This is a genomic window from Streptomyces sp. NPDC001401, from assembly GCF_042895385.1.
Classification (GTDB): Bacteria; Actinomycetota; Actinomycetes; order Streptomycetales; family Streptomycetaceae; genus Streptomyces.
The window spans coordinates 159,888-174,605 of sequence record NZ_JBIAWI010000016.1; the positions used below are offsets into that span (position 1 = coordinate 159,888).

General features: G+C 66.9%; 14 protein-coding genes. 4 read left to right on the top strand and 10 right to left on the bottom strand.

What is annotated here, in order from left to right; translation table 11 throughout:
- Positions 1–92 precede the first annotated feature (92 nt).
- The 3 genes from ACFY10_RS39920 (at position 93) to ACFY10_RS39930 (ending at position 3,027) form a co-directional block, all read left to right on the top strand.
- On the top strand, positions 93–1,016 hold the full coding sequence (locus ACFY10_RS39920; RefSeq protein WP_390670189.1) for a TauD/TfdA family dioxygenase: 924 nt from the start codon (positions 93–95) through the stop codon (positions 1,014–1,016).
- Positions 1,013–1,795 carry a hypothetical protein gene (locus ACFY10_RS39925; protein WP_390670190.1) on the top strand — a complete coding sequence of 261 codons (783 nt, stop codon included), beginning with the start codon at positions 1,013–1,015 and terminating at the stop codon, positions 1,793–1,795. The genes ACFY10_RS39920 and ACFY10_RS39925 overlap by 4 nt, the downstream gene beginning before the upstream one ends.
- 287 nt (positions 1,796–2,082) lie before the next feature.
- A complete protein-coding gene (locus ACFY10_RS39930) occupies positions 2,083–3,027 on the top strand; it encodes a methylenetetrahydrofolate reductase (protein ID WP_390670192.1) in 945 nt (314 codons plus the stop codon).
- Between the two features lie 48 nt (positions 3,028–3,075).
- On the opposite strand, the gene ACFY10_RS39935 is transcribed toward ACFY10_RS39930, so the two are convergent.
- The 7 genes from ACFY10_RS39935 to ACFY10_RS39965 form a co-directional block, all read right to left on the bottom strand.
- Positions 3,076–4,329, bottom strand: a complete 1,254-nt coding sequence (locus ACFY10_RS39935; protein ID WP_390670193.1) for an IS256 family transposase — start codon at positions 4,327–4,329, stop codon at positions 3,076–3,078.
- A 132-nt stretch (positions 4,330–4,461) separates the two neighbouring features.
- Positions 4,462–4,827, bottom strand: coding sequence for a hypothetical protein (locus tag ACFY10_RS39940; RefSeq protein WP_390670194.1), 366 nt, complete (start codon positions 4,825–4,827; stop codon positions 4,462–4,464).
- Positions 4,824–5,303 carry a cyclophane-containing RiPP N-acetyltransferase HaaN gene (haaN, locus tag ACFY10_RS39945; protein WP_390670195.1) on the bottom strand — a complete coding sequence of 160 codons (480 nt, stop codon included), beginning with the start codon at positions 5,301–5,303 and terminating at the stop codon, positions 4,824–4,826. Before haaN ends, ACFY10_RS39940 begins: the two co-directional genes overlap by 4 nt.
- 85 nt (positions 5,304–5,388) lie before the next feature.
- The gene (locus ACFY10_RS39950; protein ID WP_390670196.1) at positions 5,389–6,546 is read right to left on the bottom strand and encodes an FxsB family cyclophane-forming radical SAM/SPASM peptide maturase; all 1,158 of its coding nucleotides are present in this window, start codon (positions 6,544–6,546) and stop codon (positions 5,389–5,391) included.
- A gap of 13 nt (positions 6,547–6,559) precedes the next feature.
- Complete coding sequence (haaA, locus tag ACFY10_RS39955; RefSeq protein ID WP_390670197.1) at positions 6,560–6,751, bottom strand: HaaA family cyclophane-containing RiPP peptide; 192 nt, start codon at positions 6,749–6,751, stop codon at positions 6,560–6,562.
- Between the two features lie 155 nt (positions 6,752–6,906).
- Positions 6,907–9,687 (bottom strand): cyclophane-containing RiPP biosynthesis TPR protein HaaT, encoded by a 2,781-nt coding sequence (gene haaT / locus ACFY10_RS39960; protein WP_390670198.1) that lies wholly within the window; start codon positions 9,685–9,687, stop codon positions 6,907–6,909.
- 354 nt (positions 9,688–10,041) lie between these two features.
- Positions 10,042–11,052, bottom strand: coding sequence for a LacI family DNA-binding transcriptional regulator (locus ACFY10_RS39965; protein WP_390670199.1), 1,011 nt, complete (start codon positions 11,050–11,052; stop codon positions 10,042–10,044).
- A gap of 672 nt (positions 11,053–11,724) precedes the next feature.
- Here ACFY10_RS39965 and ACFY10_RS39970 point away from each other — a divergent pair.
- Entirely contained in the window at positions 11,725–12,186 is a 462-nt protein-coding gene (locus ACFY10_RS39970; protein ID WP_390670200.1) for a hypothetical protein, read from the top strand.
- 129 nt (positions 12,187–12,315) lie between these two features.
- Here ACFY10_RS39970 and ACFY10_RS39975 read toward each other — a convergent pair whose 3' ends face one another.
- The 3 genes from ACFY10_RS39975 to ACFY10_RS39985 all read right to left on the bottom strand — a co-directional run bounded on the left by ACFY10_RS39975 (position 12,316) and on the right by ACFY10_RS39985 (position 14,485).
- Positions 12,316–12,801 carry a VOC family protein gene (locus ACFY10_RS39975; RefSeq protein ID WP_390670201.1) on the bottom strand — a complete coding sequence of 162 codons (486 nt, stop codon included), beginning with the start codon at positions 12,799–12,801 and terminating at the stop codon, positions 12,316–12,318.
- A 382-nt stretch (positions 12,802–13,183) separates the two neighbouring features.
- Entirely contained in the window at positions 13,184–13,369 is a 186-nt protein-coding gene (locus tag ACFY10_RS39980) for a hypothetical protein (RefSeq protein ID WP_390670202.1), read from the bottom strand.
- Positions 13,370–13,534: 165 nt separating this feature from the next.
- A complete protein-coding gene (locus tag ACFY10_RS39985) occupies positions 13,535–14,485 on the bottom strand; it encodes a hypothetical protein (RefSeq protein WP_390670203.1) in 951 nt (316 codons plus the stop codon).
- Positions 14,486–14,718 lie beyond the last annotated feature (233 nt).

Genomic DNA, 14,718 nt, shown 5'->3' on the forward strand with positions numbered 1-14,718 from the left:
TCGAGGCCCCGTCGCAGCGAGCCTCAACGCCCGCGCCCCCCTTCCTCTCCGTGCACCACCGTTCATCACACACCTCCGATCCGAGGAATGCCATGCCGACACCGCCGCTGCCGGAATACCGCCTGAGCCTGGCGCCGGAATTCGTCGCCGAGCTTGCCAACAGCACGACGTTCCTTCCCGAGTGGGAGCTCAAGGACGGTCTCGTGTCGCCGGAGACTGCCCAGCGCTACCGCCGGACGTTGTCCGGCCTGTCGGGCATCCCCGTGGTCGCCGCGACCTGCGAGTGGTTTCTGAACGCCCTCAGCGGTGAGGGCTTCCTCGTCCTGGAACTGGGCGGACTCCTCGACGCGGTCGACACGCAGGACGACTGTCTGCGCGCCATCACTGCACTGCTCTCCCTGATCGCCAGGCCGCTGCGCGCCTTCGACCGCTGGCCGCTGTGGAAGCCGCTCAGTACCAACCTCGCCGTCGATCCGATGCGGGCCACCGGCTCCGGCTACGTCCCGATGCACATCGACGTCGTGAACTCCACCTGGCCGCCCGACTTCAGCGCCCTGTTCTGCGTACGCCCGGACCCGAAGGGCCAAGGCCACAGCCTCGTCTCGCAGGTCCGCCGGGCCGTGGACCGGCTCAGCTACGGGGACGCCGAACTGCTCAGCCATCCGAAATACGAGGACGGCGCCTTCCACGACCTGAGCGGCGTCGGTAGGGAATGGACACCCTTCCCCGTCATCGACGGACACTCACCGCTCGGCGGCTTCGTGCGCTTCACGGCGAAGATGCTCGCCGATGCCGACCCCGACGATCCGTACGCCAAGGCGGCCCGTGCGCTGGAACGCGAACTCGTCAGCGGGCAGCGGAGGTTCCCACTCAAGCGGGGCGACCTGCTGATCGTGAACCAGCATCTGTGCTGCCACGGCCGCGACGCGCTCGGCGACGGCCAGGAGGAAGTACCTGAAGACGAACGCCAACTGCTCCTCCAGATTTTCCTGCGCCGCGAGGAGGCCCTGTCGTGACCAGGCTTGTGCCGCTACCCATCCCAGCCGTCGTCGCGTCGGTCCACCCCAACGGTGGCGCCTTCGCCGTCCTTCTCGCACTCCTGCGCGCGCACGGCGTATCAGCTATGCGATGGCTTGAGCTGGCACGGGCAATGGACCACGGTCCCATCCTGTCGGCCGTACTGAAGGAGTTCGAAGCGGAGACCGGCGAGCAGCTGTGGGACGACGGCGCGGCGCCGTTGACGCACGCGATCGACAACATCGATCAGTACGCCGAAGGCCGCCTGGGCAACAACCTGCTCTACACGTACCGGACCCGGATCCTCTCCGAAGCCCTGGAGGACACCACGGACGTGGCCGCCCGCGCATGCCGAGCGGCCCTGCGCGAGGCATGCGTCGGTGTGGGTGGCGGCAGCCTGATCGAGGCGTTGGTGCGTGAGGGCGCGGAGTACCACCGCCTGACGCTCTCCGAGATCTTCCGCATCGACCCGCCCGAGGTCCTGCGCCAGACCGCGCGCTTCAACCTGAACCGCTTCCTGGCGGCCGTGCGTAACCGGGAGGACGTACGCGATCCCCGCCGCTTCCGGCGCGTCGAGGAGGGCGTACGGGAATTCGTCCTCACCCCCGCCCAGCGGCACACCCTGACCACGTACCTCCGCCAGTTCGGAGCCACGCCATGGGGTGTCGGACGGCTCCTCACCGAGGTCCGGCTGCCTGACATAGTCCGCCACGTCCGAATGTCCTCTGGCCCGGGCACCGACCCGGCATCCGCCGGAAGGGAAACCTCCACGACGTGACCAGCGTCGACCTCGACCGCCGCCTCGCCGCCCTGGGCGGGCCCTTCCGGGGAACGCGAACACGCCGGGGCCGGGCGGGGTGCGACGCGTCAGCTCTCGTCGCCGGCAACACTGCTGTGCACGGTAGAGCCGTCTGACGGAGCAATTGTCAAACCCTGTGGATCTGATCGCTCCCTCACGGCCGGGCGTCGATCGCATCGTCAGATGCGATGACGACGAGCCGCGTTTCGTCTCACAGACTGGCGCTTTGCCCGTTGCCTGGTGGATGAGCTGCTAGCTTCCGCGTCATGGTGGACCGTGACGACAGTACAGCCGACCGGATGCTGGTGGCCGGTGCCGAGGGTGGTGTCCTGCTGTTCGGTATCACGCCGCCGCGGCTGAGCACCACGCCTGAGCGGATCCGGGAGATCACCGCGGCCACCTTGGCGCGGTTGGACTTCCTCGATGTGGACGGTCTGGCGCTGTACGACATCACCGATGAGAGTGACCGCAATCCGTCGGAGCGGCCGTTTCCGTACCTGCCGACGATCGATCCCGCCGTGTATCACGCGGAGTACCTCGGCGGGTGGAACCGCCCCGCGGTTATCTACCGGTGCGTCGGCAAGTACACCGAGGCGGAGCTGCGGACCTGGCTGCAGATGGCCGACACCGACCGCGTGCTCTCCGTCTTCGTCGGCGCGTCCTCGAAAGGCAAGGCGGTGCGAACCGGCCTGTCCGAGGCGCAGGCCCTGCGCCTCGACGCCCGTCCGGACCTGCTCCTCGGCGGCGTCGCCATCACCGAACGCCCCGAAGAGCATCAGCGGCTGCTCGCCAAGCAGCAGGCGGGATGCGCGTACTTCATCTCGCAGGTCACCTACAACGCCGACGCGGCCAAGAGCATGGTCTCCGACTACTACTACGCTTGCCGCGAGCAGCAGCTGGAACCCAAGCCCGTCCTGTTCACGCTCTCGGTATGCGGGTCGTTGAAGACGCTGGCGTTCCTCAAGTGGCTCGGCGTGGACGTCCCACGCTGGCTGGAGAACTCTCTGCGCCACGCGGACGACACGCTGGCCGAGTCCTACCAGCACTGTCTGGCGAACGCCCGCGACTTGATTGCCTTCTGCCGCAAGCTCGGCATGCCGTTCGGGTTCCTCGTGGAGAGCGTGTCGATCCGCAGGGTCGAGATCGAGGCTTCGGTCGCTCTGGCTGCCGAACTGGGCAGACTGCTGGGACGAGGCCGACCGTCCGCATGAGGCCGGTCGTGAACGTGCAGCTGCCGAATCCTGCGATCGGGACGTAGCTCAGGCTGCTGTCATCTCCTCGCGTTCGACGAGGACGCCCTTGTCGAAGCGGGCTCCGGCCCGCACGAGGGCGACCAAGTGGGGACCGTTGACCGCGCGCCAGCGTTCCTGGGCGGACTCGATGAGCTTGAACGTCATCGCCAGGGCGGCCGAACGGGACCCGGCCCCGCGGGTGACCTTGGTGCGCAGCCGGACGGTGGAGAAGGTGGACTCGATGGGGTTCGTGGTGCGCAGGTGGACCCAGTGCTCGGCAGGGAAGTCGTAGAACGCCAGCAGCACGTCCTCGTCATCGACGATCTTGGCCACGGCCTTGGGGAACTTCGCGCCGTACTGGCGGGCGAAGGTCTTGATCGCTGCCTTGGCCTGGTCTTTGTCCTCGGCGTTGTAGACGTCTGCGATGGCATTCTTCGCCGCCGGGTGCGCGGACTTCGGCAGGGCATCCAGGACGTTCGCCAGTTTGTGCACCCAGCACCTCTGTTCGCGGGTGTCGGGGAACACCTCGCGCAGCGCCTTCCAGAAGCCCAGCGCCCCGTCGCCGACCACCAGCACCGGGGCCCGCATCCCGCGCCGGGCGCAGTCCCGCAGCAGGTTCGCCCATGACTCGCCGGACTCCCGGTAGCCCTCCTCCAGGGCTATCAGCTCTTTGCTGCCGTCGGCCCGGACACCGACCATTACCAGCACACACGCCTTGGCCTCGTCCAGGCGTACCTTCAGATGCACACCGTCGGCCCACACGTACACGAAGTCGGTTTTGGACAGGTCGCGCTTCTGGAATGCCTTGTGGTCCTCGCTCCACTGCGCGGTCAGCCGGCTGACCGTCGCCGACGACAGGCCGGCCGACGAGCCCAGGAACTGCTCCAGCGCCGGGACGAAGTCCCCGGTGGACAGCCCGTGCAGATACAGCAGCGGCAGCACCTCGGAGATCTTCGGCGTCTTGCGGGCCCACGGCGGCAGGATCGCCGAGGAGAACCGCTTACGCTCCCCGGTCTGCTCGTCGACCCGCCGGTCGTTCACCCGCGGCGCCCTGACCTGCACTGGCCCGGCGGCGGTCGCTATCGTCCGCTCGGCGTGGAAGCCGCTGCGCACCACCAGACGCCGACCGGCCGCATCCCGCTGATCGGCCAGCTCCGCGAGGTAGCTGTTGACCTCGGCCTCCAGTGCGGCAGCCAGCATCCGCCGGGCGCCTTCCCGAACGATCTCGTCGATCAAGGAGCCGTTGTCGGTCGAACCGTCGGCGTTGGCTACGGTAAGCATGATGGGCGTGCCCTCCCAGCCGACGTTGGCGCGTCGGCCTACTCAGTGACCTTCGAAACGATCACTCGGGAGGGTATGCCCTCACCGAGTGATCCACAGGTTCTGAGCATTGCTCCGTCTGACGATCTCAGCTCACGACAGGGCCGCTTCGCAGTCCGGGCACCGCTTGATCGCGCGTCGCGAGGTGTTGCCCTGTGTGGCGGCTGCCGGGTGGCTGATGCCGAGACGGTCCCAGAGCCCGGGCGCCGGATCAGGAATCCAGCCCCAGCGCGGCGGTTTCACCAACTCCTCGGTGAGGTGAGGACACCCCGACCGGTGCGCGTACTGCGTGGGTGAGATGAGGATGGTGTCGGCGGGGAAGCGCCGCCACTCCTCTCGCACCTGGGACGCGGGTCGTGTCGTCGGCACGCGACCGTCCGGCGGGCAGTCGCATCCCAGCCCGATGACGATCCGGCTGCCGCACTCCTCGCACCGTTCGTCCTGTACGGCGTTGCTCATTCCGAGGCCGCTCCCGCGTCCACGCGGTAGACGATCTTCCCGTCGAACTCGGCGAACCCGAGCGATCGGTAGAAGGCGCGGGCGTCCGGGTTGCCGCTGTCGGTCATCCACTCGACGCGGCTGCACCCGGGACGGGCGGCGGCGAGCGCGCGGAGTTCCTTCATGAGCTGGGCGCCGATGCCCTGTCGGCGGAGGGTGTCGCGGACGTAGAGCTCCTTGAGGAAGAGGGAGTGCGAGGAGCCCGCGGCCGGCCAGAGGAACGAGTACGCGGCGAGCCCCACGAGGTCGCCGGCCTCGTCCTCGACGACCAGCGCGGAGGCGAGCGGCGGGGAGCCGAAGAGGGCTTCCTCGACCTGGGCTTGGCGTTCCTCGAAGGGCTGGAATTCAGTCGATCCGTAGAACCGCTCGATCTCCTCGATCAGCGCGGCCAGGGCGACGGCGTCCCCCTTGTCGGCGGGGCGGATCGTCGTGCTCATCGGCATGCATCTCCTGTTGTTCTTCTTGTTCTTCGCTCGGCTCTCTGACTCCAACGTCCGCGCCCGTCGTCGCGGTGCGGTACGGCTATGGAAAGGACGCGGCGGACGCGGCCGGCTGATCCCAGCCATGCCGGCGCAGGGAGTCCTGGACGTAGCGGATGAGGTGCTCCAGGTCCGCGCAGTACACCGAGGGGTTGCGGTAGCCGCGGGCCGTACTGAAACGGTGCGGGAGATAGCCCCCGCCGCACACCTCCACCAGCGGGCAGCCCTGGCACTTCTCCACGAGCGCCTCCCGGCCGTACAAGCGGTGTTGGAGCTTGGGATGGCCGAGGGCCTCGTCGAAGGAATGCCCGAAGACGTCGAGTCCGAGCCAGGAGGCGCCTTCCTCGACGGACCGCAGGGTGTCCACGCCCTCGATGGTGCCGTCGGACTCGACGACGACGCTCGTCGGCGGGGCGAGGCCGAGCGTCTCCACCGAGCCGCGCACGCCGGAGCCGAGGGCGACGATGTCCTCCAGCATCCGGACGCTGTGCCGGTGCTCGGGGCGGGCTAGCCAGGCGTCGTAGACGCGGCTCATCCACAGCCCGTACTCGGGTACGTCCGGGTTGTCGCGGTGCGGCGGGTCGTCGTGGGTGCCGTGCGGCAGTCCGAAGTCGATGGCGGGCGGTTCGAAGGAGGCGAGGTAGTCGTGGACCTCGACCGGGTCGTTGGCCAGGTCCACCACGGCGAGCAGCCCGGCGAACAGGTGGGGTCGGGTACGCAGGAGCTGGATGCCGCGTACGGCGGAGGCAGCGCTCGACCGGGAGGAGTGGGTGAGCCGGTGCCGGTCGTTCGCGGCCGGCGGCCCGTCGAGGCTGACGCCCACGGTGACCCCGAACCGTTCGAAGAGGTCGAGCCATGCCTCCGACAACAGTGTCCCGTTGGTCTGCAGCTCGAAGCGGACCTCCGTGTCCGACGGGATCTCCTCCCGCACGACGCCCAGCAGGTCCGCCATGTGCCGCGGCCCGGCGAGCAGCGGCTCACCGCCGTGCAGGATGACGTGCACGGTGCCCAGCCCGTGCGCCGCGGCGTGCTCGGCGATCCGTCGGGCGGCCGCCCGGGCCACGTCCAGGCTCATCCGGGCGGGCAGATTCCGCCACGCCTGGTCCTTGGAGTTGAAGACGTAGCAGTAGTCGCAGTCGATGTTGCAGCGGTTCGCGACCTTGAGGATGAATGACCTGAAGGGAATGGGGAGTTGGGGCATCTACCGCTGCGGCTCAGAACGGCCAGGGCCAGATCAGCGAGGCCGCGTGCGCGCCGTCGCCGATGCGGCTCGTCGCGGCCTGTTCAGCCGTGAGGCGCTGCCGCACGCGGTGGGCGACACGGTCCAGGACCGCGTTGCCGGCCGCCGCCTCCGGTGCGGAGTGCGTGACATCGTGCGGTCCGGGGATGCTCGGGGGCGGTGTCATTCAACACTCCTCGTGGGGTACGCGACGGGGGCCCGACGCGGGACGACGGCGGTGGTTGAAGCGACAGATCATTCGGCAACCTAGCAGTCCTGCGGGGCAGGACGGCATACGGATTCTGGCCACATGATCCGGTCTCCGGAGGGGGACGAGAGGGTTCACCCCGCCTGTGTCACCAGAAGCTGCTCGATATCGTCGGCCGTCGCGTCCAGCCCCAACCGCCGGTATACAACGGCGGATTGGCGCAGCGTCTCGACGGCATCGCCGGAGCCGTCGGTCACCCAGACGCAGCGCCCGATGCCCTCCAGCGCCCGCGCCTCCTCCAACGGACAACGGATGGCCCGGGCCAGCCCCAGCGCCTGCTCGAAGTGCCCGCGCGCGGCGGCCGCCTCACCGGACGTGCGCAGCAGCTCTCCCCAGTGGTTGAGCACCTCCGCCTCGCCGCTGCGGTCGCCGAGCTCACGCAGGATCTCCAGGCTCCGCCCGAACGCCTCGACAGCACCGTCCCGCTCGCCGCGGACCGAGCGAGCGGCCCCCAGCTCGCCGAGCGCGGCGGCCTCACCTCCACGGATGCCGAGATCGCGGTACGCCTGCAGGGCTTCCTCCAGCACCCGGATCGCGGTTGCCGCGTCCCCGGACAGACGATCCAGCACCCCAAGATGACGGATGCTGTTCGCGCGCCCGAACCGCTCGCCGAGTTCGATGTAGTACTCCAGGGCCTGCGTGTGGGCTTCGCGAGCGCCGTCGAGATCGCCCGTGAGCCGGCGCACCACACCCAACTCGTTGAGGGCGTACGCCTGGTGGACCCGGTCGTCGAGCTCCGCGTAGAGGTCGAACGCTTCGCGGTGGCGCTGCATGGCCCGCTCGTACTCACCCATGAGGCAGTGCACGACGCCCAGATCCCGCAGGGAATTGCCCTCCCCGTACCGGTCACCCAGCTCGCGGTAGATCGACAGGGCTTCGGACTGGGCCTCGACGGCCGCGTCGAAGTCGCTGGTCTGGCGGCGCACCATGCCGAGGTCGGCGAGGGCGTTGGCCTGTCCGAGCCGGTGGCCGACCTCGCGGTAGAGGGCGAGGGCCTCGGTCTGGGCGCGGGCGGAGGCGTCGTTGTCCGCGGTCAGGTACCAGACGATGCCCGCCTGGTTGAGGGCGTCCGCCTTGCCGCGTCGGTCGCCGACCGCGTCGTACTGCCTCACCGCCTCGTTCAAGGCCTCGGTCGCCTCGGGGTAGGCGGACATGAAGCGACGTACAACGCCGAGTTCGGCCAGCGCGCCGGCCAACGCCCGCTGGTCGCCGGTCTGCTGGGCGGCCTCGGCGGCGGTCCGGTGCAGCCCGACGGCCTGGTCCCAGGGTCCGGCCTGTCGGAGGAAGGGCCCCATGGCCGCGGCCAGCCGGATCACCAGGTCGTACAGAGAGAGGCCGTTCGCCTGCCGGATGCAGGCCAAGACGTTGGGCCGCTCGGTCTCCAGCCAGCTCAGCGCGTCGGTACGCGACTCCATGACCGGGGTTTCCACCTGCGCCGCGTCGTCCGGCGGAGGCGGGACGCCCGCGCCACTGCGGACGATGTGCTCGTTCGCGACGGCGAGAGCGGCAAGGTAGTAGGTGCACACACGCTGAACGGCCTGTACGTGGTCCATGCTGTCCCCTTCGTCAGCGAGACCGCGGGCGTAGTCGCGTAAGAGGTCATGAAGCCGGTAACGGCTGCCGGGGTGTTCGTCGATCAGGTGGGCGTCGTAGAGCGCGTCAAGCTGCTCACGGGCCACGGCCACCAAGACGTCGCCGAGGGCTGCTCCGACGTACACATCGAGTTCTGTGCCGGGGTAGAAGCCGAGCCCCCGGAAGAAGCGCTGCTGCTCGGGAGCGAGATCCCGGTAGGAGAGATCGAACGTCGCGGCGATCGCGCGGTCACCGGCGCGCAGCTCTCCCAACCGGTGCCGGGCTGCCACCAGCCGCTCGCGCAGGTCCTCGGCGCTCCAGGTCGGGTGATGCCGCAGCCGTGCTGCGAGCAACGACACCCCGAGCGGCAGGTACCCGCACAGCCGAGCCAGCTCCTTGAGTACGTCCCGGTCGAGCGCGTCCGTCGGCCGCCCGCTGAGCCGTACGAACAGGTCGACCGCGTGATCCGGTGGCAGCGCCTGCACGGGGAGCACCACCTCCTCGTGCGCGGCCAGTCGCTTGCGGCTGGTCACCAGAACGAGACACTCGCTCCCACCGGGGAGCAGCGGCTCCAACTGCCGGTAGCTGGCGGCATTGTCGAGGATGAGTAGCGCCTTCTTGCCCGAGAGGCGACTGCGCCACATGGCGGCGCGCGCCTCCGTGATCGCGCTTACGTCGTCGCCGACAGGTATCTGCTGCGTCGGTACACCGGCGGCCGCGAGGAGAGAGGCGAGAGCCTCTGTGGCCTGCACAGGTCTACGGCCCGTGGTGTGCCCGTTCAGATTCACGAAGAGCTGACCGTCGGGGAACCGCTCGGCGAGCACGTGTCCGGCGTGCACGGCGAAGGTCGTCTTCCCGACGCCTGGCATCCCGTCGATCACGTGGACTGGCAGGACCTCGCCGGTCTCCTGCGCGGCATGGACCGACCGCACCAGCGACTCCAGCTCGGCGGTGCGGTTGGTGAACGCCGTGGTGTCGCGCGGCAGCGAGCGCAGGACCAGGGCAGCGCCGGGCGGACCCGACACATCGTCTGGACGCCCCGTGGGCTCCGGGCTCCGCCCTGGGGGCCGACGGTCATCCAGGGCAGCAAGCACCGCGGTCAGCCCTGCCGTGACCGCCCCCAACACGACGAACGACAACCAGGGGTGCTCCTGCAACCAGCCCAGCCAGGAAGGCCAACGCGACTGCGCAGACACGGCGTTCGTGACCAGACCCACGAGCATCGTGGTCACCGCGCCACCGCCGGCGACGACGGCGATCGCGGCGCCCCGCCTCAGTCTCACGCGCACCCCGTCAAGCCAGCACCGGAATCGGCCACACCTGCTTCACCTCTGTTGACCAGAACGAGCACACTCAGAACCGACTTAGCCACGAAGGCAACCCCCGAGTCAGACGCCCCAACTCCTCAAGCGGACCAGGCCCCATGGACCTTGGTCAAGGTCGCCTATGCGCCAACGGACGTTGGACTTTCGGCAGCTGAGGCTATCGAAACCGACACTCTTTCAAAGAATCTACTGAGGTTGAACTCGGGTCGTAACAGCTGACAGGGCTTGATCCTCGCGGTACGTCGTTGTCATGAGGTATGCGCAGGGCGGGGGCCTGTCGGATGAACGTCGTGCCACCAGGACCGTCGGGACCTACGCAGAATCACGCACCACGAGGCGCGGTTCGAAGATGACCGTCCGCTCGGGAACATCCTCCTGCCGAAGCCGGGCGAGCATGAGACGCGCGGCCTCGCGGCCCATGTCCTCAATGGGCTGGTGGATTGACGTGAGCGGGGGATCGGTGGCCGCGGCGACCCAGGTGTCGTCGAAGCCGACGACTGCGACATCGTCTGGGACGCGACGTCCGGATTCCCGCAGGACGTCCAGTGCACCGGCAGCCATGAGATCGTTCGCGGCGAACACCGCATCCACATCGCGGTCGCACGCGAGCAGGTGTCGCATGGCCTCAGCTCCAGAGGCGCGGGTGAAGTCGCCATGCATAACCGGACCTTGAACCAGCCCTGCCTCGGCGAGCGCGATGCGGAAACCCCTCCAGCGGTCGACACTGGCCTGGATGCCCAGCGGACCGGTGATGACGGCCATCCGACGCCGGCTGCGCCCGATCAGGTGCTGCGCGGCGCGGCGGGCGCCGACTTCGTTGTCCAGATCGACACCGTAATCCGATGTGTAGCCGGTGGGCGCCCCCACGAAGACCGTGGGTACGCCGCGCGCATCGAGCCGACTGGGCAGCGGATCACCATCGTGCAGGGAGCTGAGCAGGACGCCGTCGACGTGGCGTGCCTCGAGAAACGCGGTGAGCTGTGCGTGCTCCTGCCGCGACTGGGCGACAGCCAGCAGCAACTGGATCCCTTCGGCCGCCAGAGCCGACGTGGCACCGCGCACGAGGGGAGAGTAGAACGGATCCTCCCAAAAGCCGCGGTCCTCGGTCACGCCCGCAACGAACGCGACAGTGTCCGTGCGCTGGCGAACCAGCGCACGGGCGGCCTGGTTCGGTACGTAGCCCAGTTCCTCGACAGCATGCAGGACGGCTTCCCGGGATGCCTGACTGACGCGACCAGAACCGTTGATCACCCGTGAGGCCGTTCCCCGGCCGACCCCCGCACGTGCTGCGACTGCCTCAAGAGTGGGTCTCTGGTCCTTCATGCACCATCCCCTGTCCCTCCCGCTGACCTGTCCCGACCACCTTGCCTGCCGGCCGTGCCTCAGTCCGGAAGATCGGAGAAATCTTGATCTCAAGTTAATCCGTGCCGTGCTCTCGATACGAGCCCATCACGGAACAACTGACCGAAAACGATCAACCTGCGGTTCGGAAACGATCTCTCGCGTCCTTGCAGGAGAGCCGGTCGGGCCCATACCAGGACAAACCTTTCAAACCGCGACTACGCCGAAGCCCTGATCCGAGGCATCCACGCAATTGCGGAACAATTCAACGCCGATCATTAACCTTCACGGGAAGTTACCGAGAAGGCTTCAGCGAGAGATTTCCATCATGAAGTTGCAGGTTATGGAGGGCTGGCGTGGGTGGGGGTGGGGTGTTCGGGAGACCGCCTTATTTAACAAGCACGTGTGGAAGCGGGCTCTACTCGATGCCAGACACCACCGCCATCTCTACTCAGATGCATCAAGCTTAGTATGGGTTCCATCAATGGATCGTGATCACAGTCATGCTCTGTTCTTGCATGGTTCCATCTCGCCGCGGAAATGCTGACGTCACGGCAAGTCGCAAGTCGTGACTTGCTGCAGAGACGTGGAGGGGTATCAGTGCGTAGATTACACAGGAGCGTTTTCGCTGCTGTCGCCACTGCTGGTCTTTTCTTGGGCACTACCGGCCTCGCCATTGCGGACGCACATCCTGGCAGCAAGGGCGAGGCCGTGGCGCGCGTCAGTAAGTCGGCGGGCGTCAACAAGTCGCCGCGCGAAGTTCTCCCAGTCTGGTGCAGGGCCAAGACCGAAAAGCCTTTTCACACGACGAGTAGCAGTCCCCTGTACGCGCAGGGTGAAATCACTGAATGCGGAGAACCTGCGCCGGATCTGTGCAAGCTGGACGTCGCACTCGAAGGAAGGGCACCAGGGGCTGGCTCTTGGCATGTCTACGCAGACAAGTCGACGGGCTGGACGACCTGCCGCGCCGGCCTCAAGAAATCCGCCGGATACAAGTGCATCCACATCATTGCGCGGCAAGAGTTCCGCACTCACATCTACCTGAGCATTCAATACCATGGCAGGAGCAACGTGGCACAGGCGGAAAGCGCCACCCACACCGAATACTGCGAGTAGACGCACGTGAGTGGTTGGCAGTAGAGCGGATGAGTCCTTATCGAGGCTTTTTTCCGCAACTCCCGGGCGGTGATCTGTAAGTGGCTGTAGGGCGCTGCCCTAATGGGTTGGCGCCCTATGGCTGAAAGTTCAGGCGGCGCCGTTTCCGGATCGCTCATTGTCCGGTACTAGAATGACGGCTGTGGCGGTGCCGGAGGCCAGTTCCTTACCCTCCGCTTCACGGACACGTTCCCAGTCGATTTGTTCTTCTTTGCTCGGTACGACGACGAACTGGTTTCCGTCAGGATCAGACATCGTCACCTTTGGCAGGCCATCCAAACCTTTTTCCTCGACGAGGATAAGGGCACCCAGACCCATAAGCCGCGCTACCTCTTCCGCCAGGGTCCCCCTTTCAGGCTGGATTCCCAGGGCGGGGCCGCCGCCTGACAGGTTCCCGCCCTTTGGCCTCTCAAAGTAGAGAGCTTCCAGTCGGCGGCCCTCCTCGAACACAACACGTGGACGGGGGGCAGGCCCCTGGTCTTGCGTTACGGCTTTTGCGAAAACGGCAGCCCAGAAGCGTGCCAGCGACACAGGGTCATCGGAGTAGAGGGTCAGATGGGTGAGTTCGACTGACATAGCCACACCTTACGAGGCTCGGGGCAGAAATCCGCGGTCGTGTACTGGTCTGGGAGGGCTGAACTCGTGATGTCTGTCGGCTGGTGACGTTTCTTGATCCCTGCGGTGCGAGGGGATCATGCGGCACGCACAAGGGAGCGGACTGACGCCGGCGAACGGGAGAAGAGGGAAAGGCTGCAGCTGGAGGCGGCGCCTCAGCGGCTCGAACGCGGGGGAGGAGGCCGAGGGCGTCGCGAGGCACTTGCGAGTGACCTCCCCCCTCGGCGGGACGGAATGTAACGCCCTGAGAAGGCCGTCACTTCCGGCTTGCCCAGGGCGGCTCGGTTCGCAGTCTGCCGTTCTACTGTCAACGCTTCGTTGATGGGATAGGGAAGGGAACCCTTCAGCGGCGCAATCTCTTGCGTGCCCACATGAACCCGATCACCCCGCCCACAACGACCAGGTACACCGTCAGTGGTCCGTCGTTCAGGATGAGTCCGGGCATGGCGATGACGGCCACGATCAGGAGCCATCCACATCCAGCCATGCCGATGTCCGCTGAATCAGGACGGTGTTGCTCGTTTTCCACCGGTTCCCCATTCACTGGCTTGCACCTGGTCGGCCGATCGTTTGAACAGTTGGCGTGCGCAGTGTCACGGTCTCCAACCGTACGCCGCCCGACCAGGTTCGATACAACGACTATGAGCCGCCACCGAGGTGTCACATGGAGGCAGACAGCAGCTGGAGGCGACCGCTAGGCGCAGTGGATCGTGGCCGTCTGGGAGAAGACGTTGTGGTCTCCCCAGTAACCGTTGCTGTTGCGCAGCGTTGCGTTGCCTATGTTGCTGCGGTACCTCCAATCGCTCGTGGTGAGTCTTGAGCAATCGAAAAGCAGGGTGACTGGGAAGCTCCGGTCGTGCCTGTTCCTATAGCCCTGGACGTCTTTGGTCGTCCAGATCCCGAGCCCCTGGTACTGGCGCAGCGAAGCGGTGAAGTTTCCTTTGCCCTCCTGGTCGCAGACCATTGCGGCGTCAGCCTGGATCGTCAGGTTGCCCCCGTGCCGGTACGGCTTCCTGCTCTGGGTGAGCTGGCAGTGCGGCGCGGCCTGGGCGGCGAGAAGGGGAGAGCTCGACGCTTTGATTCCCTGCTCGTCGACGGCCGTGGCCCAACCCACGAGGGTCTCTGTGCTGTAGGCGTTCGCCGTCGCGGTGGCGGTGGCGGTGGCGGGAGCCTCCCACATCGTCAGCTCCCCGTCCTTGGACAGGGTGGTTACCCTGGTGCCCTCCTTGCCGACGGCGGTCAGTAGTTGACTCCCGTTGAGCAACGTCGTCGTGCTCGTCTTGTCGCCTTCAGCTGAGAGGACCGACGACGGTACGTCCCCATGGATGGTCAGGCGGGTGATGTTGAGCGGGTGCTCGTAGTTCCCGTCCCCGAGACTGAACGTGAGCGTCTGACCGATCTTTTCGTATTCCTCCACGCCAGGCGCCTGGAAGAGTTCCAGCCCGGTCGTCTCGGTCAGCAGATCAGTGAGCTTCTCCACGCTGACACCTTGGGCGGGGGCGACTTCGCCGACGGGCGCCATGGACTGAGGATCCATGCCACCTTCCTTGGTGTACTGGGACGAGCTCACGATCTGCGGTCCCTCAGCCGTGCTCGTTGCCTTTGAGCCGTCGGCGGCGAGTGCGCCGGCAGCGGTACTGGCCATGACTGTAGCTGTGAGCAGGGCTATGACGCCGCCCCGAGTGGCACGGCGGACAGCATTCTTTCTCAAGTTGTTTCCCCCTACGCAGACTCTGGCCGCCCGTCATTCGGCGCTGGTCAGGCGCGGACGGCATCGGCTAATCGGAGGTCAACTTATGTGATCGGTCCGCCTCAGTTCCACGAATTCGAACACATCGGCGTGTTGAGCTTCACGACGGCTCCTCAGTCCCGCCTCCC